Raw genomic sequence first — 23,572 nt, forward strand, 5'->3', positions numbered from 1 at the left:
AGTGGAGAATAAGATGGCAATTGCAGCATTAACTGAAAATGTTGAAATGGCAACGGTCTTAAAAAAGATCATTGAAGATAAACAGCTATGGCTTGCCGAGCAACAAATTAAAAATCCACTGGCTAATTTTAAAAATAAAGTTGTACCTAGTGATCGTGATTTTTACCAAGCGTTAAATCAACCGAAAACGGTATTTATTTTAGAATGTAAAAAAGCATCGCCATCCAAGGGATTAATTCGAGATGATTTTGACCCAGCAAGTATAGCCAAAGTTTACAAAGATTATGCTTCGGCAATCTCAGTTTTAACTGACGAAAAATACTTTCAAGGTCGTTTTGAGTTTTTACCAATAGTACGTAATGAAGTCACCCAACCCGTACTTTGCAAAGACTTTATTATCGATGAATATCAGATTTACTTAGCACGTTATTATCAGGCTGATGCCATCTTGTTAATGTTATCGGTAGTCAATGATGATGAATATCGCCACTTAAGCCAAGTTGCTCACCAACTTAATATGGGGGTACTGACGGAAGCTAGTACCGAACAAGAAGTTGAACGAGCTATCAAACTTGGCGCTAAAGTGATTGGTATTAATAACCGTAATTTACGCGATCTGTCGGTTGATCTCAATCGGGTAAAAACTTTATCAAAAACAATCCCTGATGATCGAATCATTATTAGTGAATCAGGTATTTATACGCACAATCAAGTTAAAGATCTTAGCCATTATGCTAACGGTTTTTTAATTGGTAGTGCACTTATGTCTGAGCCAAACTTAACCTTAGCTATCCGTAAAGTAATGCTAGGTGAAAATAAAGTTTGTGGCTTAACCCAACCACAAGATGCAATAACCGTCTACCAAGCTGGTGCGGTTTATGGTGGATTAATTTTTGTGCCTAAATCACCAAGATATATAACACCGACTAAAGCGCGTAGTGTTATCGCATCGGCACCCTTGAATTGGGTTGGTGTTTTTAAAGATAGTGATATAGATGAAGTATGCGAAATAGCTAAACAACTATCACTTTATGCAGTGCAATTGCATGGTCATGAGGATGATAACTATATCAAAACACTTCGCCAAAAATTACCCTCAACCTGTCAGATCTGGAAAGCGTTAAGTATTAGCGATAACATCCCAAATCATGATAACCCACTAGTATCACGTTACATATTTGATAATGGTGCCGGTGGAACAGGTAAAAGTTTTGATTGGTCACTTTTGCGTGACAAAGATTTAAGTAATGTCATTTTGGCTGGAGGTATTAATCCGCAAAATGTGAGTGAGGCGCTCACTACCGATGTTATTGGTGTTGACCTTAATTCGGGCGTTGAAGTTTCACCAGGAATTAAAGATAAACAAAAAATCAAATTAGTATTTGAACAAATTTAACTGATTACATTAAAGGAATGGTTATGTCTAAATTAAATCCTTATTTTGGCAAATTTGGTGGTCAATATGTGCCACAAATATTGATGCCTGTGCTTGAACAACTTGAGGATGCTTTTATATCGGCGATACACGATCCAAGTTTTCAAAAAGAATTTAACGATCTTTTGGTTAACTACGCTGGTCGCCCGACAGCATTAACACTGTGTAAAAATCTTACCGCAGGGACCAAAACAAAACTATATCTAAAACGTGAAGATTTAGTTCACGGTGGTGCGCATAAAACTAATCAAGTATTAGGCCAAGCATTACTCGCTAAAAGAATGGGTAAAACTGAAATTATTGCCGAAACTGGCGCAGGTCAGCATGGCGTTGCTTCAGCATTGGCGTGTGCATTATTGGGTTTAAAATGCCGAATATATATGGGGGCTAAAGATGTTAAACGCCAAGCTCCGAACGTATTTAGAATGCGACTCATGGGGGCAACAGTTATTCCGGTTGAAACCGGCTCTGCAACCTTGAAAGACGCTTGTAATGAAGCATTGCGAGATTGGTCTGGTAGTTATGAAACCGCTCACTATATGTTAGGTACAGCTGCTGGACCGCACCCATTCCCGAGCATAGTGCGTGAATTCCAACAAATAATTAGCCGTGAAGCGAAACAACAAATTTTGGAAAAAGAGGGTCGATTACCTGATGCTGTCATCGCTTGTGTTGGTGGCGGTTCAAACGCAATTGGGATGTTTGCTAATTTTATTGATGATAAGTCAGTAAAATTAATTGGGGTTGAACCAGGAGGTCATGGCATCGAAAGTGGCGAACATGGTGCATCACTTAAACATGGTAAACTCGGTATTTACTTCGGTATGAAAGCCCCAATGATGCAAACCGAAGAAGGCCAAATTGAAGAGTCTTATTCGATTTCTGCAGGCCTTGATTTTCCAGCTGTTGGACCTCAACACGCTTATTTAGATAGTATTGGTCGGGCAGATTATGTTTCTATCACTGATGATGAAGCGCTTGAAGCGTTTCAGGCCATATCACGCAATGAAGGAATTATTCCGGCTTTAGAGTCATCTCATGCCTTAGCCTATGCACTTAAGATGATTAAAGAAAATCCAAACAAAGAACAACTATTAATTGTCAATTTATCAGGTCGTGGCGATAAAGATATTTTTACGGTTTACGATGTATTAAAAGCAAAAGGAGAAATAGAATGAGCCGTTATCAAAAACTGTTTGACCGCTTAACAGTCGAAAAACGAGGTGCATTTGTTCCTTTTGTTCCAGTTGGTGACCCTAATCCACAGCTTTCCTATCAAATTATTCAAACAATGATTGATGCAGGGGCTGATGCGTTAGAACTAGGCATTCCTTTTTCTGACCCAATGGCAGATGGTCCAACTATACAAAATGCTAATATTCGTGCTTTTAATGGTGGCATAACCGTTGCCAAATGCTTCGAAATCTTAACCAAAATCCGCGAAAACAATCCTGATATTCCAGTTGGATTATTAATCTATGCCAATTTAGTATTTAAAAATGGTATTGATAACTTCTATGCGAAGTGTGCTAAAGCAGGGGTGGATTCAGTATTAATTGCTGATTTACCTGTAGAGTATGCCGAAGAGTTTACGGGTGCTGCTGAAAAACATGGCATCGCACCAATATTTATCTGTCCACCTAATGCGGACGATGAAGTGATTGAAAATATTGCTAAACGAGGCAAAGGTTATACTTACTTAGTATCACGAGCAGGAGTAACCGGTACAGAAAACCGTGCTAATAAACCACTCACTCATTTACTCGAAAAACTAACTGAATTTAAAGCACCACCAGCAATTCAAGGTTTTGGTATTTCAGAACCCGCTCAAGTTAGTGAAGCAATTAAATCGGGTGCAGCGGGAGCTATTGCTGGATCGGCAACGGTTAAAATCATTGAAAACAATCTTAATAATCCAGACAAAATGCTGAGTGAATTATCAACTTTCGTTAAAACCATGAAAGCAGCAACGCAAAAGTAACATTAACCAATGATTAATCCGCTGAATATTAGGCGGATTAATTCACTTGAAAAACGAATAATTATACATATATAAAACCTAACTATAGATTAATCATAATTGTTCACCAGTTAAAAATCATAGCCCCTTAGTTTCAATAACTTTAAGCTTTTTGTGAATTCTGATATGATTTTGGGTTGCAATTTTTACAAAATACAGTATAATCTTCAGCCATCTATCGCGGGGTGGAGCAGCTTGGTAGCTCGTCGGGCTCATAACCCGAAGGTCGTTGGTTCAAATCCAGCCCCCGCAACCACTTAAATTTTCATTCATATTAATCTATCCTATTTTTATTGTCTGAAAGTTCGAATCAAGTGGCTTCATTATATTATGTTTTATATGTAGCCTCGCTTGTCGGGGTTTTTTTATATGATTTAAACGTTAGTTTAAAAGGAATGTTGGGCTTTATGCCCTTTTTTATTTTCTGCAGTGGAGGTTTGTTTGGCTAATTTAGAACAGCAATTGACCGAAATCATCCAAGAGCCTGTTAATGCACTTGGCTTTGAGCTAGTTGGGGTTGAATACATTCGTGGTCGTTACCCAGTTTTGCGCGTATATATTGATAGTGAAAATGGTATTACCGTTGATGATTGTGCTGATGTTAGTCGACAAATTAGTGCGGTACTTGATGTAGAAGACCCAATTAAAGATGCTTACAATCTTGAGGTCTCCTCACCAGGTATGGATCGACCTTTGTTTACGCTTGAACATTACCAACGTTTTATTGGTGAAGAAGTCACAATAAGTTTGCGTATTCCTGTTGCCAATCGCCGCAAGTGGAAAGGAAAGATTAAATCCATTGATAATGAAATGATTACATTAATCGTGGATGAAAATGATGAAGTGTTTGCTTTTAGTAATATACAAAAAGCGAACATTGTACCTAATTTTAACCTTAAATAGAGTACGGGTGTAAAGGATGAATAAAGAAATTTTAGCTGTTGTTGAAGCGGTATCTAATGAAAAGGCACTTACACGTGACAAAATTTTCGAAGCGCTAGAAACCGCGTTAGCAACGGCCACTAAAAAGAAACATACTGTTGATATAGATGTTGTCGTAAAAATTGACCACAAAACGGGTGATTATGATACGTTCCGTCGTTGGTTAGTGGTTAATGAAGTGACTCAACCTACTAAAGAAATCACATTGGAAGCAGCTCAATTTGAAGATCCTAATGTAAAAGTAGGTGACTATGTTGAAGAACAAATTGAATCAGTCGCATTCGACCGCATTACAACACAAACAGCTAAACAAGTCATCGTTCAAAAAGTACGCGAAGCTGAGCGTGCTATGGTTATTGACATGTTTAGAAACCGAATTGGTGATATCGTAACGGGTATTGTTAAAAAGACCAACCGTGATAGTGTTATCCTTGATTTAGGTAATAACGCTGATGCAATGATGTCTCGCCATGATATGTTACCACGTGAAAACTTCAGAATTGGTGACCGTGTTCGAGGTATTTTATATCTTGTAGAACAAGATAATAAACCAGCACAGCTCTGTGTTAGTCGTTCAAATCCTGAAATGATGGAAGAACTATTCCGTATAGAAGTACCTGAAATCGGCGAAGAGATGATCGACATCAAAAGTGTTGCTCGTGATCCAGGTTCTCGCGCTAAAATTGCTGTTAGCAGTAATGACCGCCGTATTGACCCTGTTGGTGCATGTGTTGGTATGCGAGGTGCTCGCGTTCAAGCTGTTTCGAATGAATTTGGTGGTGAACGTATTGATATTGTTTTATGGGATGATAACCCAGCTCAATATGTTATTAATGCTATGGCACCAGCCGATGTAGTATCTATCGTAGTTGATGAAGACAAGCACACTATGGATGTTGCCGTTAATGCAGATACCTTACCGCAAGCTATCGGCCGTAATGGACAAAATATCCGTTTAGCATCACAACTTACTGGTTGGACGTTAAACGTCATGAGTACTGAAGATCTTCAAGAAAAACACCAAGCAGAATCTTTCGCAGCAATCAATAACCTAATGAAACATTTAGATATTGAAGAAGATCTTGCACAACTTTTAGTTGAAGAAGGATTTACTTCACTTGAAGAGCTTGCTTATGTACCAGTAGATGAGTTACTTGAAATTGAAGAACTTGATGAAGAACTGGTTGATGCATTAAGAAATCGAGCAAAAGATGCCTTAACGACTATCGCACTTGCTCACAGTGGTGATAAACGACCTGCACAAGATCTATTAGATCTACCAGGTATGACACAAGAATTAGCCTATCAATTAGCACAACAAGATATTGTGACTCTAGAAGATTTAGCTGAACAAGGTACAGATGATCTTACAGACATTGAAGGTTTAACAAGCAAACAAGCTGGCGATTTTATTATGGCTGCCCGTAATATTTGTTGGTTTGCAAATGAATAATTGAGGGAAAGTTATACATGACCAAAGTATCAATCGAAACACTGGCTCAAGAAATAAATACACCAGTGCAAACACTTTTGCAACAGTTTGCTGATGCCGGAATGAAAAAGACTGCATCAGATACTGTTACTCAAAAGGAAAAAGAAGCTTTGCTTGCGCATTTAAAACCTCAGCAAGGCCCAACAAAATTAACTTTACAACGTAAAACACATTCAACACTAAATGTGTCAAGCGGTGGTGGCAAAAGTAAAGAAATCAAAGTTGAAGTTCGTAAAAAACGCACTATCGTGAAACAAGATCCTGCTGAATTAGAAAAAGCGCGTCTTGAAGCGGAACAAAAAGCGAAACAAGAAGCTGAATTGAAAGCACGTAAAGAGGCTGAAGAAAAAGCTAAACAAGAGGCTCAAGAACAGAAGAAACGCGAAGAAGCCGAAGCTAAAAAACGCAATCAAGAAGAAAAAGCGAAAGTTGCTCAAGAACAAGCAGCTGATCCAAAAGTGAAAAAAGCGCAAGAAGAAAAAGCTCGCTTAGAAGCTGAAGCAAACGAAATCAAGCGTAAAGCGGAAGAAGAAAACCGTCGTAAACTTGAAGAAGAAGCCAAACGTATGGCGGAAGAAGCGCGCAAACTTGCTGAACAATATAGCGATAGTGACGAAACAGATAACAGTGATGATGATGACTATCATGTCACTACATCTAAATATGCTCGTGCAGCTGAAGATGATACCGACCGTGAAGTTGAAGGTGGTCGTGGTCGTGGACGCGGTAGTAAACAGACTAAACAGAAAAAATCGAGCAAATTATCAGAAGGTAAAGCAGAACGTGAAGAAGCGCGTGCTGTAACGCGTAGTAGCCACAAGAAGAAAGGCAAAAGTACTTTACAACAAAGCTTTACTAAACCAGTACAAGCAATTAACCGCGATGTGGTTATTGGTGAAACCATCACTGTTGCCGAACTTGCTAACAAAATGGCAGTAAAAGGTTCAGAAGTAATCAAAACTATGATGAAAATGGGTGCAATGGCAACCATCAATCAGGTTATTGACCAAGAAACCGCTCAACTTGTTGCTGAAGAAATGGGACACAAAGTGGTACTTCGTCGTGAAAACGAACTTGAAGAATCACTAATGAGCGACCGTGATACTGGTGCAGAAAAAGTTTCTCGCGCACCTGTTGTGACTATCATGGGCCATGTTGACCATGGTAAAACCTCACTACTTGACTATATTCGTAAAGCAAAAGTTGCTTCAGGCGAAGCTGGTGGTATTACTCAGCACATCGGTGCTTACCATGTTAAAACCTCAAGCGGAGAAATCACATTCTTAGATACTCCAGGCCATGCTGCATTTACATCAATGCGTGCTCGTGGTGCTAAAGCAACTGACATCGTGGTATTAGTTGTTGCAGCTGATGATGGTGTGATGCCACAAACTATTGAGGCGATTCAACATGCGAAAGCGGCAAATGTACCAATCGTTGTTGCAGTAAACAAAATTGATAAACCAGAAGCCGATCCGGAACGTGTCAAAGGTGAACTTGCTCAATATGGCGTGATGTCAGAAGATTGGGGTGGTGATACTCAGTTCGTTCATGTTTCAGCAAAAGCTGGTACGGGAATTGACCAACTACTTGAAGCGATTTTATTACAAGCAGAAGTACTTGAACTTACTGCTTATGAATCAGGTATGGCTAGCGGTGTCGTTATCGAATCATTCCTTGATAAAGGTCGTGGTTCTGTTGCTACAGTACTTGTTCAATCAGGTACCTTACGTAAAGGTGATATCGTATTATGTGGATTTGAATATGGTCGTATTCGTGCAATGCGCAACGAATTAGGTAAAGAAGTTACCGAAGCGGGCCCATCAATTCCGGTTGAGATTTTAGGTCTTTCAGGTGTACCGTCAGCAGGTGATGAAGCAACAGTTGTACGTGATGAAAAGAAAGCTCGTGAAGTTGCCTTATATCGTCAAGGTAAATTCCGTGATGTTAAACTTGCACGTCAACAAAAAGCGAAACTTGAAAACATGTTTACTAACATGACTGAAGGTGACGTATCTGAACTTAATATCGTCCTTAAAGCTGACGTACAAGGTTCGGTTGAAGCAATTTCTGATTCATTACTTAAACTATCAACAGATGAAGTTAAAGTTAAAATCATTGGTTCAGGCGTAGGTGGTATTACCGAAACTGATGCATCACTTGCAGCAGCATCTAATGCTATCATCCTTGGTTTTAATGTTCGTGCCGATGCTTCAGCGCGTAAAGTTGTTGAAGCTGAAAACTTAGATTTACGTTACTATTCAGTTATTTATGACTTAATTGATGAAGTTAAACAAGCCATGAGCGGTATGCTTGCTCCAGAATACAAGCAAGAGATTATTGGTCTTGCTGAAGTGCGTGATGTATTTAAATCACCTAAATTTGGTGCAATCGCTGGTTGTATGGTAACTGAAGGCGTAGTTAAACGTCATAACCCAATCCGTGTATTACGTGATAACGTGGTTATCTATGAAGGCGAACTTGAATCATTACGCCGCTTCAAAGATGACGTTAACGAAGTTCGTAACGGCATGGAGTGTGGTATTGGTGTTCGTAACTACAATGATGTTCGCGTTGGCGATACTATCGAAGTCTTTGAAACTGTCGAAATCCAGCGTACTATTTAGTTAATACGCTAAATAAGCAAGGTTTTTATAAACCTTGCTTATTCACATTTTAAGGAAAATAGATATGGCAAAAGCATTTAATCGATCATCTCGGGTCGGACACGAATTACAAAAAGAGATTGCGATTATTTTACAGCGTGAAATCAAAGATCCACGTTTAGGCATGGTAACGGTTTCGGGTGTAGATATTTCGCGTGATCTCTCTTATGCAAAAGTGTTTGTAACGTTTTTGAACGATGATGATCCACAAGTTATCGAGCAAGGATTGACTGTCTTAAATGATGCTAAAGGGTATATTCGAACACTCATTGGTAAAGCAATGCGTTTACGAATTATTCCTGAAATTAAATTCTTTTATGATGAATCACTTGTTAAAGGTATGCAGATGTCTACTCTAGTATCTGATGTTATTAAACAAGATAACGAACGTCATAAAGATTAATAATAAAATTGCTCAATATTGTAAAAAATATTGAGGAGTGTGATCCGTTTCAAATAAAATATCGATGATGAATATAAAAAAAACTCGCCGTGATGTTCACGGCGTTTTGTTATTAGACAAACCACAAGGCATGACATCTAATGATGCCTTACAAAAAGTGAAAAGATTATTCAACGCAAAAAAAGCAGGGCATACTGGCGCGCTAGATCCATTAGCCACTGGGATGTTACCTATCTGTTTTGGTGAAGCGACGAAATTTTCACAATACTTATTAGATTCTGACAAACGCTATCGCGTGATCGCCAAATTGGGTGAGCGTACTGACACGTCTGATGCGGATGGTCAAATAATTTCAACTAGATCGGTTAATATTACTCAATCACAAATCGAAGAAGCATTAACTCATTTTCGCGGTGATATTTTACAAGTTCCAACCATGTTTTCGGCTTTAAAATATCAAGGCAAACCACTTTATGAATATGCTCGCCAAGGTATTGTTATAGAGCGAGAAGCTAGACCCATTACAATTTATGACAACCAGTTTATCCAATACGATTCAACTAAGCACGAATTAACCTTAGAAATCCATTGTTCAAAAGGGACTTATATTCGTACCATTGTTGATGATTTAGGTGAATTACTTGGCTGTGGTGCACATGTAATTTATTTAAGACGTCTACAAGTATCAAATTATCCTATCGATAACATGATCACCCTAGATGAATTGCAAAATGAACCATTGCTTATGCCAGTCGATAGCCCACTACAAGACCGCCCTAAAGTGGTATTAAGTGAAAGCCAAGGTAAAGACATTTTATTAGGTAGAACCGTAATTGTTGAAAACAGTGTAAGTGTTGAAACATTAGTAAGAATTTATCAAGGCCAACAATTTATTGGTGCAGGAACTCAAATCCTTAATAAATTGTCACCTAAAAGATTAATTTCAACATCCTAATTAAATCGTTAATCAATTTAAAATATTAGCAATTAGTAAAAAACATTTCGGTATCAATAGTATGGCATTGTGATAATGATGTCATATTATGTTCAAGAAGATCACATAACAATTGTGCTGATTTACATCCCATTTTGTATAAAGGCTTATTGACTCTACTCAATTGATCTAATTCATTATATTGAAGATCATTGGTATGGCTAATATAAGTAATCGCCAGCGGATGTAGTAATTGTGATTGGCTCTTTTTGACTTGGTGTAATGCGCCAAAAAGTGAACGATAATTCGATAAATAATTTTGCGTATGATAACAATCATAACAAGAGAGACTACTCAAATCCTCAAAAATAACGGCTGTCGGCGGCTTATTGCTTTGAAGTAGTGTCTTAATGGCATCTCGCCCATTTTCATACGTAAGGCAACCTTGAATGACATAATCACTATCGATCGGCATATTGATTCGTTGAAAAGCCTGTTGATAGCCTTGCAAGAAAAATGAGGAGTTAGTATTTTTATCGCTATTAATAAAAATTGCGATCTTATTATGCCCCTGCTCAATTAAATGCTGAGTGGTTTGATATCCAATTGTCAGATGATCGAAATGAACACAGGTAAAATTCTTCTTAAAATGATTAACAAATACAATGGGTGGTAATGAATTTTTATAACTATATAGCTGGGTAAGGTAGGGAGCTTGATTTATAATGATAATGCCAATAAAACAATTTTGCTTAATATATTGAATTAAATAATAGAGATCATTTTTAACCTTATAAGGAAATTGTAAATAAAACAGTTGAAACCCAGCTTCATGTAAAACTTGCTCTATACCAAAATTGATTAAGCTTTTAGAGATAAGCTGATTATCAACAACTAAAATTTTATTGCTTTCATGAACGGGTTGATAATCTTTTAAATTTTTTGATAGATCAACATTTAAAGCCTTCATCGCCTGATAAACCAGAAATTGAGTTTGTGGAGATGTTAGGTTGGGTGTTCTTAATACTCTTGATACAGATGCGATTGAAACCTTTGCCTCTTTCGCTATCATTGATAATGAGATCTTCGCCATAATTATAAATTTAGTTAAATATAAAATTACTTTAACGAGGATTATTAAAATTGTAATCAACTAAAATTCAATTTTTCGAGCAAGATTCCAAAATTTAGAAAATATCTTTTTTCCAAAATCTTTAACAATAAAGTGGTATAATTGCCATTAAATACTTTAATTCGGGTTTATCATATGTCTGCATGGAATATCGCCATTGTTGGTGCGACAGGACAAGTAGGTTCTGCGCTAATTGAGTTATTAAATGACTCAATAACTATTGAAATTGAAAATCTTTATTTAGTCGGTAGCGATAACAGCGCTGGCGAAGTAGTTCGTTTTGCCGGTAAAAATTTAACCGTCATTGATAGCGAGCAAATGGATTGGAGCCAATGCCATTTTGCCTTTTTTGTTGCAGGTACTAAAACTAGCGAAAAATATGCTCAAACAGCTGCTCAAGCAGGCTGTATCGTTATTGATGCGAGCGGATTTTTTGCTGATCAAGACCATATCCCATTAATTGTACCTAAAGTAAATAACAGCGTATTAACCGAATATCGCAATGAAAATATCATTGCTGTTGCAAGCCCAACCGTATCTCAATTATTACGTTGCGTTGCATCACTAACCGATATTCAATTACTGACTAATCTTCATTTAACCAGCTTTATTCCTTCATCATTATTTGGCAAGCCAGGTGTGGATGAACTGGCAGGACAAAGCGCTAGATTACTCAATGGAATGCCAGTTGATAACGAGCTATTTGACAATCAACTTGCCTTTAACTTATTACCGCTTTCGCATGAGTCTGATCACCAAAGTTTAGGTGAACACACTCAAATTAACCAAATTCGTAAAGTGATAAGTAATTATGATTTACCTATCTCAATTGAATCTGTTATTGTGCCGGTATTTTATGGACTAGCTCAAGCGGTGAATGTTTCCAGTAGCTTACCCATTGAATTAGACATGGCTCGTTTTAGTGAATTTGGCGTTGAAGTAAAAAGTGAAGATTTACCAACCCCAGTAACCGAAGTCAATACCGAAGGTGAAAAGAACTTAACCATTAAACTCGCTAATTTACGACACAGCTATGGAAATTATGAACAAATTCAATTTTGGTCAGTAGCAGATAATATCCGTTACTTAGGTGGACTAATGTTAATCGAGACACTTGAGATCCTGATTAATGACTACCTCTAAAATTGCATTAGGTATCGAATATGATGGTAGTGGCTATTTTGGTTGGCAACGACAACAGCACGTTGACTCTATTCAAGAAAGATTAGAATCGGCTTTGTCTGTCATAGCTAACGAGCCAATAGCCGTATTTTGTGCAGGCCGAACCGACGCTGGCGTACATGCCACAGGGCAAGTAATTCATTTTGAAACCAACGCTCAGCGCGGTGAGGGAGCATGGATAATGGGCGTAAACTCTCATCTTCCTGACAATATCGCTGTACGGTGGTCAAAAAGTGTGGATGACAGTTTTCATGCTAGATTTAGCGCAACGGCTCGGCGTTACCGATATGTGATTTATAATCATCGTTATCGTCCAGCAATTTTGTCCAAAGGCGTAACGCATTATTATCTGCCATTAAATGAAGAACTGATGCACCAAGCGGGGCAATATTTATTAGGTGAAAATGATTTTTCATCATTTAGAGCTGCACAGTGTCAATCGCGAACGCCCTGGCGTAATATTCATCATATTCAAGTTACAAGACAGGGTGAATATGTTATTGTCGATATCAAAGCAAATGCCTTTGTACATCATATGGTACGCAATATTGTCGGAAGTTTGTTAGAAGTTGGTGCAGGTAATCAACCACCGCAGTGGATTGATGAGCTATTAAAAGCGAAAGATCGTACTCAAGCTGCAGCAACCGCGAAACCTGAAGGTTTATATTTGGTTCAGGTAGATTATCCATTAGAATATCAAATTCCTGATTGCGCTTTAGGGCCATTATTTATAAAGTAAGCAAATTAGCTATAGATTAAATTAAATAAAAAGATGAATGCAATGAATACTGATGATTCAAATAAAGAACTCAAAAATCAAGACGCAAAAAAATCAAAAGTACAAAATATAAAATTACCACCTCACTCAATCGAGGCAGAACAAGCTGTGCTTGGTAGCCTAATGCTGGATAATCAGCGTTGGGATGTTGTTGCTGAAATGATTACCGACCGTGATTTTTATTCTCGTCATCACCAACTCATATTTTCAGAAATGCATACCTTAGTCAGTCGTGGTACCCCGATTGACTTAATCACTTTGTCTGAAAGCTTAGAAAGTAAAGACTTACTTGTTGATGTGGGGGGATTTGCTTATTTAGCTGAGTTATCGAAAAACACACCAAGCGCCATTAACGTAGTGGCCTATACCGATATTATCCGCCAGCAAGCGATATTGCGGGAACTGATTAGTGCTTCAAATGAAATTGCTGATAACTGTTACTCAACTGAAGGCCGAGACAGTACCGAAATTTTAGACTTAGCTGAAAGCAAAATCTTCCAAATTGCCGAAAGCCGTACTAAGCAGGGTGAAGGACCGAAAAATATTACCGATGTGCTAGAAGCTACTGTCGCAAAAATTGAAGAGTTATTCCAGCGTCCACATGATGGCGTGACAGGGGTCTCAACCGGCTTCCTTGATTTAGATAAAAAAACCGCAGGATTACAGCGTTCAGACTTAATTATTATTGCAGCTCGTCCATCAATGGGTAAAACCACATTTGCGATGAACCTTTGTGAAAACGCCGCTATGATGCAAGATAAGCCGGTACTAATCTTTAGTTTAGAAATGCCATCAGAACAGATTATGATGCGTATGCTGGCCTCGTTATCACGTGTTGATCAGACTCGTATTCGTACAGGCCAACTACAAGATGATGATTGGGCAAGAATATCGAGCACCATGGGATTACTGCTGGAAAAGAAAAACATCTACATTGATGACTCATCAGGATTAACTCCTATGGAACTACGCTCACGAGCAAGACGAATTTACCGTGAACATAAAGGATTAAGTATGATCATGGTCGATTACTTACAGCTGATGCGAGTACCAAACATATCAGAAAACCGAACGCTTGAAATCGCCGAGATCTCCCGCTCATTAAAAGCATTAGCCAAAGAGTTACAAATTCCGGTCGTCGCTCTTTCACAGCTAAACCGAAGCTTAGAACAACGCGCCGATAAACGACCTGTTAACTCCGACTTACGTGAATCAGGATCTATCGAACAAGATGCCGATGTAATTATGTTCATCTATCGTGACGAAGTATATAACGAAGCATCAGAACATAAAGGTATTGCAGAAATCATCTTAGGTAAACAGCGAAATGGTCCAATTGGTAAAGTACGCTTAACTTTCCAAGGTCAATTCTCAAGGTTTGATAATTACGCTGATGCGGGTAAATATTTGGATGACGAATAATTGAAGTATCGTAAATGTGAAAAACAATACTTCAATTAACGCCTTATTTTTTTATTAGCGTAGATCCGATAAAACTGGGCAAGAGTAAAAATCACTGCTTGTAAAATCACAATACAAGCACTGGTTGACGCATCTATATGAAAACTGATTAAAGTACCAGTTACTGTCGAAAATACCGATACAATTACTGCAATCACTAACATCTTTTCAAAACGTTTAGTCAATAAAAATGCGGTTATGCCAGGCGCAATTAACATCGCAATAACTAAAATAACACCTGCAGCTTTAAGTGATCCAACAATAGTCAATGCTAAAATACTTAATAAACCGTAATGTAATAATTTAACTGGCAAACCAACTACTCTTGCTTGCACGGCATCAAAACAATACAGCATCAAATCACGGCGTTTAATGATAACTAAAATCGAAACAATGCTTGCAATCGTAATAATTTGGATGAGTTCTTGATAGCTTGTTCCCAACACACTACCAAATAAAATATGATTCAAATGTTGCGACGTTTCCACTTTAGAAAACAGCACTAAACCAAAAGCAAACATTCCCGAAAAAACGATGCCCATTACAGTATCTTCCTTTATTCGACTGTTATCTTTAATGTAACCAGTAGCAACCGAACAAAATAACCCCGACGCAAATGCACCAATTATTAAAGGGATCCCAGCTAAATAAGCAAGTACAATACCGGGTAATACCGCGTGAGAAATAGCATCGCCCATCAACGACCAGCCTTTTAACACTAAAAAGCATGACAGTAGGGCGCAAACAATACCAGTAGCTAGCGCAGCTAGAATGGCACGTTGAACAAAAGGAATTGTAAGAGGATGATAAATAAGTTCCCATATCATACTGAACCTCCTTGTCTTGCTTGGCTGATTCGGCGTGAAATCAACCCTTGTCTTGGTGCAAATAAAAATGCTGCCAAAAAGACTAAAGTTTGTAATGTCACAATCACACCACCTGTTTCACCATTAAGGAAATAACTGATCCAAGCGCCAATTGCACTCGTCAGCGCACCGATGATAACTGAAATAATTAACAACCGTGAAAATCTATCGGTAAGTAAGTAAGCCGTCGCGCCAGGGGTTACTACCATCGCTATGACCAAGATTGCACCGACCGTTTGCAGTGCAGCAACAGTACAGGCACTTAAAATAGTAAAAAAAAGAATCTTTAACTGTAATGGTTTTAAGCCAATTGAACGAGCATGAGTTTCATCAAAAAAGACCACTAACAGATCCTTCCAAAAAAACAGTAGTAAAATCAGTGAAACTAAAATAATAATTTGCACTTGCCACATATCACTATCATCAATTCCCAAAATATTACCAAAAATAATAGTTTGCACATTAACAGAAGTTGGATTTAGTGAAATGATTAAAAGACCGATAGCAAAAAAGGTCGAAAAGATAAAACCAATAATGGCATCTTCTTTTAAACGAGTGAAAGCACGTACAATTGTTATTGATAAAGCCGCTAACAAACCGGTAAAAAAAGCGCCCACTGAATAAGGTAAGCCAAGCGCATAAGCACCCGCCACACCGGGCACTACTGAGTGCGAAAGGGCATCGCCCATTAAAGACCAGCCTTTTAACATCAAAAACGCCGACAAAAATGCGCAAGCTGCACCAACAATACTACTTACCCAAATGGCTTTTAACATAAAGCCATAAGTAAAAGGTTCAAGAAGCAGTTCCATTTAGTGTTGCCCTTTAGTTTCAATAACAGTTGGTTCGACTAGAAAATCTTTGTGAGCCGAGTCATCATTGCCTTCACCATAAAATATAGCTGCCCGCTCATCATCAGTTAAAATAGACATTTTACGAGGATCTTCATCTTGGTGTAATTGTTCACCAGACAAGCTTAAATAACGTAGTGCGCCACCAAATGTCATCATCAAATTTTGTGGGGTAAATGTTGTTTTAGTTTCACCAAAAGCCAACACGGTTTGATTAATCAACACTACCTGATCACAAAACTCTGGCACACTACCTAAATTGTGGGTAGAAACTAAAATCAAATGGCCTTCATCACGAAGATCTTTAAGCAGATCGATAATGGCATTTTCGGTTTTCACATCAACGCCCGTAAATGGCTCGTCTAACAATAACACCTTACCTTGTTGAGCCAAAGCTCTAGCTAAAAAGACACGTTTTTTTTGACCGCCAGAAAGTTGACCAATCTGGCGATGCTTAAAATCCAACATATTGACTCGTTCTAGTGCCAGATCGACTTGTCTTTTATCTTCCTTACTTGGTATTCGTAAAAAAGACATATGACCATAACGCCCCATCATCACCACATCCGATACCAAAACCGGAAAATCCCAATCGACTTCTTCAGTTTGAGGAACATAGGCAATAATATTTTGCTTTAATGCTTGTTTTACCGAAATATCATTAAACGTCACTTGTCCTTTAGTGGGTTTTATCATCCCCATAATGCTTTTAAATAGTGTCGATTTCCCACTACCATTAACGCCGACAAGTGCACAGATAGTGCCACCATTCAAACGAAAACTCGCATCATGAATTGCTGTATGACCATTATTATAGGTCACGGTAATATCATCAACATTTAAGCAAATTTGAGTCATTATTTTTCGAATCCTTTAGCGATTGTTTCAACCGTCACTTTTAATAAATCGATATAAGTAGGAACAGGGCCATCTTTAGTAGAAAGTGAATCAACATACAACACACCACCATAAGTAGCGCCAGTTTCTTTACTTACCTGCTTAGCAGGTTTATCAGAAATCGTACTCTCACTAAATAAAACAGGTATATTATTAGCACGTACTAAATCAATAAGATGCTTAACTTGTTTAGGTGTACCTTGTTGCTCGGCATTAATTGGCCAGAGATACGCCTCTTTAAGATTATAATCACGTGCTAAATAACTAAAAGCGCCTTCACTGGTCACTAACCAACGCTGTGATTCAGGGATCTTAGCTAAACGCTCACGAAGTGGGGCATCAAGCGCCTTAATTTTTGCCACATATTCTGCGGCATTCTTATTATATATTTCGGCGTTTTTCGGATCATATTTAACCAAAGCCGCACGAATATTTTCGACATAAGTTAAAGCAAGTGTTGGTGACATCCAAGCATGAGGATTTGGATTACCTTTATAGCTACCTTCTTGAATCGGCATTGGCTCAATGCCTTCTGTTACGACAACTGAAGGCACATCTTTAATATCTTCAAAAAAGCGTTCAAACCAAAGTTCTAAGTTTAAACCATTCCACAACACCAAATCGGCAGACAGTGCTTTATTAATATCTTGTGGTGTAGGATCGTATTCATGAATTTCGGCGCCAACTTTAGTGATTGACTCCACAACCGCGGCATCACCAGCCACGTTTTGGGCAATATCTTGTATAACAGTAAATGTGGTAACTACTTTAAATTTTTTCTCATCAGCTGATGATGAATTGGTCAGACCCGTCAAAACCAGTAGCGATGCTAAAATCGCATTTAATAATGTCTTACGGCTTTTAAAAAAATTGAATTTCATTGATTAATCCTTATTGTATACTATCTGTTCGAACTCAATCAAGTACAGAAAATAAGCTGTAGATAAACGATCAGAAATGTACGAAATCCTTTTCTAGATCACTCCTTATTACTTTAAAAATGCAAAAATGATATTTTAAATGTTAATGAGAATTATTATCATTAATAAAATAAAAGTCAAATTTTTTATTACTCAATATTAAACAAAAATACAAAAAAAGCGTAGCCAGCTACATCTATTAGAACGATAGATAATGTAGTGTTAAACTGGAGATGATATCGCACTCCATCAAAAAAGTAGAATGACAACTTATAAATAACGAGGCTAAATATGAAACTACGTAAAGTAATGATTATTGGTGTAGGAAATGTCGGTTCAACCACCGCTTATACATTAGTCAATCGTGGATTTTGTGAAGAGATCGCACTAGTCGACCTTAATAAAGACTTAGCCTACGGTCACGCACAAGATCTACTCGATGCCGCCGCTTATCGCCAAAACATGATAAAAGTCAGTTTACGTGAATCGACGGACTGTGCTGATATCGATATAGCCATTATTACTGTCACCTCAGGACTGGCACAAAAAAGCAGGGCAGAAGAGCTGTCAGGCACATCTAAAATCATGGCTAATCTTATTCCCAACATGATGAAAAGCGGATTCAAAGGCATATTCCTAATTGCCACAAACCCGTGTGATGCAATTACTTATCAAGTCTGGAAACTATCTGGTTTACCTCGTCATCGCGTCATTGGTACGGGTGTTTGGCTCGATACAGTTCGCCTGCGACGATTACTCGGCGAACAAATGGATATCGGACCACAAAGTATTGATGCTTTTATTGTGGGAGAACATGGTGACTCACAATTTCCGGTATGGTCACACTCTTCAATTTATGGCATAAATCTTAATCAACTTGAAAAAAATAAAATTAATTTTGCTGACATTGGTACTAAAGCTAAAAATAAAGGCTTTGAAATCGTCAAATACAAACACTGCACCGAATACGGCATTGCCAGCACGATTGCTGAAATTTGCCAACACATTTTCACCAACAGCCATCGAGCATTAGCATTAAGTTGTATTTTAGAGGGTGAATATGGGTATAAAGATGTCGCTATAGGGGTACCGGCAATTTTAGATCAGCATGGTATTAAAAAAGTGATACAACTTGATTTTAACGATCAGGAAAAACAGCTATTTGATACAAGTATTAATATTGTGAAAGGTTATATTCAACATATTAATTAATCTTATTAAAGTTAAAACTTATGTCATACTTTTATCAGCCAATAGCGATAAGCATTTTATCTGATTCTATTTAAAGCCGATTAATAAATCGGCTTCTTGTACAATTTGATTTTTGATGATTGGGTAAATTAACGTCATAAAAATGGTCTATAGTCATTTTGTTGCAATTAATATGCAATCTTTTCTTACCACATTGAACACACTCAAAGAGATAACCAGTCAGTGCGCCATCTTTGGATAATGACGTTCTTACTCCTCAATAAGATGAATTGTTTCCTGCAATTTTTTCAATTCAGCAGTACTTAGAAAATAATTAATAGAATTTTTAATATAATCAGCTATTTGTTTATATGTTTGTAAATTATCGGATATAGGATAACAGTCAATATAATGACTAAATGACACGATATCATCAATATCGGCAAACTGTTGCTTGGTAAGTTTATTCAAATATTGCTGTAAATTTTCAGTTTGACAGTTTACCGGAGAGGCTTGTAACCAAAACTGATTGTCATGAAACTGATAAGTTAAATCAATAGCTTTTTTATATTGATAGATATCGTCTTTTACCTCCGCTACATAGCCGAGTTCATAAACAGCGTCTAGTTTGATATGAAATAGCTGATCTTTAATCGTGGATGAAAAGTAAAATATGTGATCTTCATGTCCAGTTTTTCCCGCTACCATTAATTCATCTAGATATTTTCCATTTTTGTCAAAAGCATTAATTAATTTGATATCTTCGTTGAAACCTTCGCCTATACCATCAAAAGTAAAATCATAGAGTATGAATTTGATATCACCCATTTCAAAGCGACCAATAGCTTTTAGATTTTTTAGCGTAAAATAGTTGTCGGTTTCAACAATAGGCTTATCATAATAGCTATAATCATCATCATCGAAATGGAAAAATTTGCTATCAACATATATTCCAGTGACGGTATTATTGCTATCAATAGGCATAGATAAAACAGGTAAACTTTGATAGAAGTCATCGAAGGAATCAAAATGCTTTCTATGATTATATGAGTTATCATTGGCAAACACTACATGAGTGTTAAACAGAGTAAAAAATATGGCTAAACATAAAGTAGAAACTATTTTTTTCATTTTCCTATAAAATCCTTTTTATTGCTAAATATTTACAATTTTTGCAGTCAGTATATTTCATGAAATAAGTTTTTCTTTCTGCAATGTTACATCTTCATAACTATTTAATTATGTAGATAAATTATGGCATTAGTTTTGACCAAAAATCCAGATTTATCTTATTGATCGAGACTAAAGCATTTAGTAATGGGATAATTATTGGAAATTATAGAAATAATGGAAAGTGGTGTTGTGATAGCAGCAATTTCGCCAATGAATTTAAGAAAGGTATCAGGTTTAGTTGAATAGAATAGTTAAATTAAACTGACTAGATTGTATTTTATTTGCCATTATATCGTTAACACTAAACGATATAATGGCATTTCTAGATTAAGCTTATTTTATCTATTTTGCCAAAAACTATTTTTTATCTGGCAATGCATAAGCAATAACATAATCGCCACGCACAGGAGATTGTCTTGCGCCACTAGCGGAAATCACAATATATTGTTTACCTGTTTTTGGTGAGATATAGGTTATTGGAGTACCTTGACTACCCACCGGTAATCTCGCTTTCCAAACTTCTTCACCTGTAACCGAATCAAAGGCTCTTAGGTAAAAATCTTGCGTAGCAGCAAAGAATAATAAACCTGACTTAGTCGCCATTGGTCCACCAATGGTCGGCATACCGATTGGAGCAGGTAAATGCATAGGTATACCTAAAATACCCGTATCCATAACAGTGCCTAAAGGTTTTTGCCAAACTACTTGACGTGATTTAAGATCAATAGCTGTCATTGTACCATACGGTGGTTTTTGGCATGGAACGCCAAGAGGTGAGGTAAATCTTAAACGCATTGCACCAAATGGTGTTCCTTTTTGTGGAACAATACCCATCTCAATCCCGCTTGAATTTTTCGGAATTTGATCTTGAGGAATCATCCAATTTTTCAAGCCAATACGCATATCATTAACAAACATTAAATTGTTTTGAGGATCAACTGCCACGCTACCCCAGTTCATACCACCCAACGATCCTGGATATTGTAACGTTTTAGTCATACCCGGCGGAGTGAACAGACCATGATATTCAGAACCAACAAAGTCAATACGACAAAGAAGCTGATCATATGGTGTTGCTCCCCACATATCGAACTCGGTTAAGGTTTCATTACCAATTGAAGGCATCCCCACTGAGAATGGTTGAGTCGGAGAATAATATTCACCCGGAACATTACCTTGCGGAACTGGTTTTTCTTGGACTTCTGCAACAGGTTTACCCGTTACGCGATCAAGCATAAAAATTTGACCGGATTTTGTGGTTTGCACAATGACTTTAGTCACGCCACCATTTTCATTTGGAATATCATAAAGTAATGGTTGAGAAGGTAAATCATAATCCCATAAATCATGATGAGCCGTTCTAAATGTCCAACGAATTTGTCCGGTTTTACGTTCTAAAGCCACAATAGACGAATTAAAATCATCATCATAATGAGTTCGGCCACCACCAAAAAAGTCTGGGGTTGCATTACCGGTTGGAGCATATACAAGATCAAGCTCTGGATCGTAAGCTGTTGTTGCCCAAACATTAACGGTACCGCGAGTATAAGTTTCATTTGCAGGTGGTACATCGGTGATATTTGGATTACCTGGATCCCACGCCCAAACCAAATTACCAGAATGAACATCAAAAGCTCGAACTACCCCGCCAGGTTCATTGATTGAAAAGTTATCGGCAACCCGTCCACCAACAACAATAACATCTTTGGCTACTAACGGTGCAGCAGTCGGTTCATAATAGCCTGGCGGAATATCACCCATATTTTTCTTAAGATCCACAACACCTTTATCACCAAAATCTTCACATAATTTACCGGTATTGGCATCGATTGCCATTAAACGGGCATCAATAGTGTTCATAATGATTCTAGCTGAACAAGTCGCATTACTATTGCTAACATTATCTAAACTATCTTCATAATAAGCTAAGCCTCGACAACGCTCCCAGTTTGGAGTTGATGCTTTAGGATCATAGCGCCATTTTTGTTGACCTGAATCTGCATCTAAAGCAATCACAATATTTGTTGGGGTGCAGAGATAAACATTTTGGCCAATTTGTAATGGCGTATTTTGATCTTCCGGACCTGAACCGCTGTTATAAGGCACATAACCGGTACGATAAGTCCATGCGACTTGAAGATCTTTTACATTCTCTTTGTTAATTTGATCCGCTCCGGAAAAACGCGTCCCTTTAGTGGTATTCGCATATTGTCTCCAATCAAGCAGATTGTCTGTAGGTTTCAATTGATTGTTGGCTAAAGGTACTGCATTTTTAATCACATTATGTTCCTGGAACATAAATCCGAGCGAAACACAAAGCGCAACAAAAATAAAAATACCGACAGCATACCCACCTTTGCCAGCTTTATTATCGCCTGTTTCATGTTTCTTTAATGTTGGATAAGCAAATGCAATAAGCATTGCAAAACCACCAAATACCATTAAACGAGAAAATAACGGCCAGAACTGCAAACCAACTTCATATAATGCCCAAACAATTGTTAAGGCATAAGCTAAAGCATAAAGCCATGCACCTTTAGTGTTTTGCTTAAATAAAAGAAATGAGGAAACGATTTGCACCAACCCCATTAATAAAAAATACCAACTACCACCAACGGCAACAAGTCGCACACCGTTAATGGTCAAAAACAGCCCGCTGATTAATAAAATTGTGGCAACAAGCCATAAATAAAATTTTTTAGCACCATTTATCTTTATCATGAATAATCCTTATACTTAATATTAATCTTACTATTGATTAAATTTCTCAGTTAATTTGACGATGTTTAATGAGTAATGGTAGAAAACGACGGGGGTAAAAGATGAACTCCTTAATTATTTATCATCATCCATCAACAAGGCAAAAACTTGTCTGATAAATATGCAATTAATATGCTCTCAATCATTGAGAAAAACAATAGGGGCATGAAAAATTTTTTTGACTTTTTTGCGATTAAAATTCACGTATTTTAATATCCCAAAATAATAAATTTTATGGTTAAAAATCAAATTATTAGCATAAAGTTAACGCATACTTTTATCATATAAAGCATATTAGTCTGATTGAATGTTTCGCCAGTTTAAACAAACTGAAAGGATTTCTTGATTTTTTTATAACTCAAAAAAGTTGAGGAGCAGGTTTTTTAGGTTATAAATTCTACTTTAAAAAGTTATTAAATGATCAAAACGACGATTTTAAACACTAAAATAAAATTTTTCAGGATAAACA

The 23,572-nt window shown here is 37.3% G+C and carries 19 protein-coding genes and 1 tRNA gene; 13 read left to right on the forward strand and 7 right to left on the reverse strand.

Annotated elements, in window-relative coordinates:
• Positions 1-13 precede the first annotated feature (13 nt).
• The 9 genes from trpCF to truB all read left to right on the forward strand — a co-directional run bounded on the left by trpCF (position 14) and on the right by truB (position 9,913).
• On the forward strand, positions 14-1,396 hold the full coding sequence (gene trpCF, locus J3T98_RS06925; protein WP_065563374.1) for a bifunctional indole-3-glycerol-phosphate synthase TrpC/phosphoribosylanthranilate isomerase TrpF: 1,383 nt from the start codon (positions 14-16) through the stop codon (positions 1,394-1,396).
• A gap of 23 nt (positions 1,397-1,419) precedes the next feature.
• The gene (gene trpB / locus J3T98_RS06930) at positions 1,420-2,613 is read left to right on the forward strand and encodes a tryptophan synthase subunit beta (protein WP_267362470.1); all 1,194 of its coding nucleotides are present in this window, start codon (positions 1,420-1,422) and stop codon (positions 2,611-2,613) included.
• Complete coding sequence (gene trpA, locus J3T98_RS06935; protein WP_267337732.1) at positions 2,610-3,416, forward strand: tryptophan synthase subunit alpha; 807 nt, start codon at positions 2,610-2,612, stop codon at positions 3,414-3,416. Before trpB ends, trpA begins: the two co-directional genes overlap by 4 nt.
• A gap of 218 nt (positions 3,417-3,634) precedes the next feature.
• A tRNA-Met gene (locus tag J3T98_RS06940) sits at positions 3,635-3,711 on the forward strand.
• Between the two features lie 185 nt (positions 3,712-3,896).
• Positions 3,897-4,358, forward strand: a complete 462-nt coding sequence (gene rimP, locus J3T98_RS06945) for a ribosome maturation factor RimP (protein ID WP_065563377.1) — start codon at positions 3,897-3,899, stop codon at positions 4,356-4,358.
• A gap of 16 nt (positions 4,359-4,374) precedes the next feature.
• Entirely contained in the window at positions 4,375-5,850 is a 1,476-nt protein-coding gene (gene nusA / locus J3T98_RS06950; protein WP_267362471.1) for a transcription termination factor NusA, read from the forward strand.
• A gap of 17 nt (positions 5,851-5,867) precedes the next feature.
• Entirely contained in the window at positions 5,868-8,516 is a 2,649-nt protein-coding gene (gene infB / locus J3T98_RS06955; RefSeq protein WP_065563379.1) for a translation initiation factor IF-2, read from the forward strand.
• A 64-nt stretch (positions 8,517-8,580) separates the two neighbouring features.
• Positions 8,581-8,958 carry a 30S ribosome-binding factor RbfA gene (gene rbfA, locus J3T98_RS06960; protein ID WP_065733757.1) on the forward strand — a complete coding sequence of 126 codons (378 nt, stop codon included), beginning with the start codon at positions 8,581-8,583 and terminating at the stop codon, positions 8,956-8,958.
• A 64-nt stretch (positions 8,959-9,022) separates the two neighbouring features.
• Complete coding sequence (gene truB, locus J3T98_RS06965; protein WP_267362472.1) at positions 9,023-9,913, forward strand: tRNA pseudouridine(55) synthase TruB; 891 nt, start codon at positions 9,023-9,025, stop codon at positions 9,911-9,913.
• 25 nt (positions 9,914-9,938) lie between these two features.
• Here the strand turns inward: truB and J3T98_RS06970 are convergent, their stop codons facing one another.
• Positions 9,939-10,985 (reverse strand): LacI family DNA-binding transcriptional regulator, encoded by a 1,047-nt coding sequence (locus tag J3T98_RS06970; RefSeq protein ID WP_267362473.1) that lies wholly within the window; start codon positions 10,983-10,985, stop codon positions 9,939-9,941.
• 174 nt (positions 10,986-11,159) lie between these two features.
• Between J3T98_RS06970 and J3T98_RS06975 the strand changes: the two genes are divergently transcribed.
• From J3T98_RS06975 to dnaB, 3 genes are read left to right on the forward strand one after another with little or no spacing between them, the layout of a single operon-like run.
• Entirely contained in the window at positions 11,160-12,167 is a 1,008-nt protein-coding gene (locus J3T98_RS06975; RefSeq protein WP_267362475.1) for an aspartate-semialdehyde dehydrogenase, read from the forward strand.
• Positions 12,154-12,945, forward strand: a complete 792-nt coding sequence (gene truA / locus J3T98_RS06980) for a tRNA pseudouridine(38-40) synthase TruA (protein ID WP_267362477.1) — start codon at positions 12,154-12,156, stop codon at positions 12,943-12,945. Before J3T98_RS06975 ends, truA begins: the two co-directional genes overlap by 14 nt.
• A gap of 33 nt (positions 12,946-12,978) precedes the next feature.
• Positions 12,979-14,406: a replicative DNA helicase gene (gene dnaB, locus J3T98_RS06985; protein ID WP_267362479.1), complete on the forward strand. Its 1,428-nt coding sequence runs from the start codon at positions 12,979-12,981 to the stop codon at positions 14,404-14,406.
• 35 nt (positions 14,407-14,441) lie between these two features.
• Here the strand turns inward: dnaB and J3T98_RS06990 are convergent, their stop codons facing one another.
• Genes J3T98_RS06990 through J3T98_RS07005 form a run of 4 tightly spaced genes read right to left on the reverse strand, consistent with a single transcriptional unit; the run spans position 14,442 to position 17,940 of the window.
• Entirely contained in the window at positions 14,442-15,272 is an 831-nt protein-coding gene (locus tag J3T98_RS06990) for a metal ABC transporter permease (RefSeq protein ID WP_220225773.1), read from the reverse strand.
• Positions 15,269-16,123, reverse strand: a complete 855-nt coding sequence (locus J3T98_RS06995) for a metal ABC transporter permease (RefSeq protein ID WP_220225774.1) — start codon at positions 16,121-16,123, stop codon at positions 15,269-15,271. The genes J3T98_RS06990 and J3T98_RS06995 overlap by 4 nt, the downstream gene beginning before the upstream one ends.
• Entirely contained in the window at positions 16,124-17,020 is an 897-nt protein-coding gene (locus tag J3T98_RS07000) for a manganese/iron ABC transporter ATP-binding protein (RefSeq protein ID WP_081303320.1), read from the reverse strand.
• Complete coding sequence (locus J3T98_RS07005; protein WP_065563387.1) at positions 17,020-17,940, reverse strand: metal ABC transporter substrate-binding protein; 921 nt, start codon at positions 17,938-17,940, stop codon at positions 17,020-17,022. Before J3T98_RS07005 ends, J3T98_RS07000 begins: the two co-directional genes overlap by 1 nt.
• Positions 17,941-18,270: 330 nt before the next feature.
• On the opposite strand from J3T98_RS07005, the gene J3T98_RS07010 reads away from it, so the two are divergent.
• Positions 18,271-19,191 (forward strand): L-lactate dehydrogenase, encoded by a 921-nt coding sequence (locus J3T98_RS07010; protein ID WP_065733765.1) that lies wholly within the window; start codon positions 18,271-18,273, stop codon positions 19,189-19,191.
• Positions 19,192-19,440: 249 nt separating this feature from the next.
• Here the strand turns inward: J3T98_RS07010 and J3T98_RS07015 are convergent, their stop codons facing one another.
• Positions 19,441-20,301 carry a hypothetical protein gene (locus J3T98_RS07015; RefSeq protein WP_267331729.1) on the reverse strand — a complete coding sequence of 287 codons (861 nt, stop codon included), beginning with the start codon at positions 20,299-20,301 and terminating at the stop codon, positions 19,441-19,443.
• A gap of 399 nt (positions 20,302-20,700) precedes the next feature.
• The gene (locus J3T98_RS07020) at positions 20,701-23,064 is read right to left on the reverse strand and encodes a membrane-bound PQQ-dependent dehydrogenase, glucose/quinate/shikimate family (protein WP_267331728.1); all 2,364 of its coding nucleotides are present in this window, start codon (positions 23,062-23,064) and stop codon (positions 20,701-20,703) included.
• Between the last annotated feature and the right edge of the window lie 508 nt (positions 23,065-23,572).

This window comes from Gilliamella sp. B2772 (assembly GCF_026536985.1).
GTDB lineage: Bacteria > Pseudomonadota > Gammaproteobacteria > Enterobacterales > Orbaceae > Gilliamella > Gilliamella apicola_E.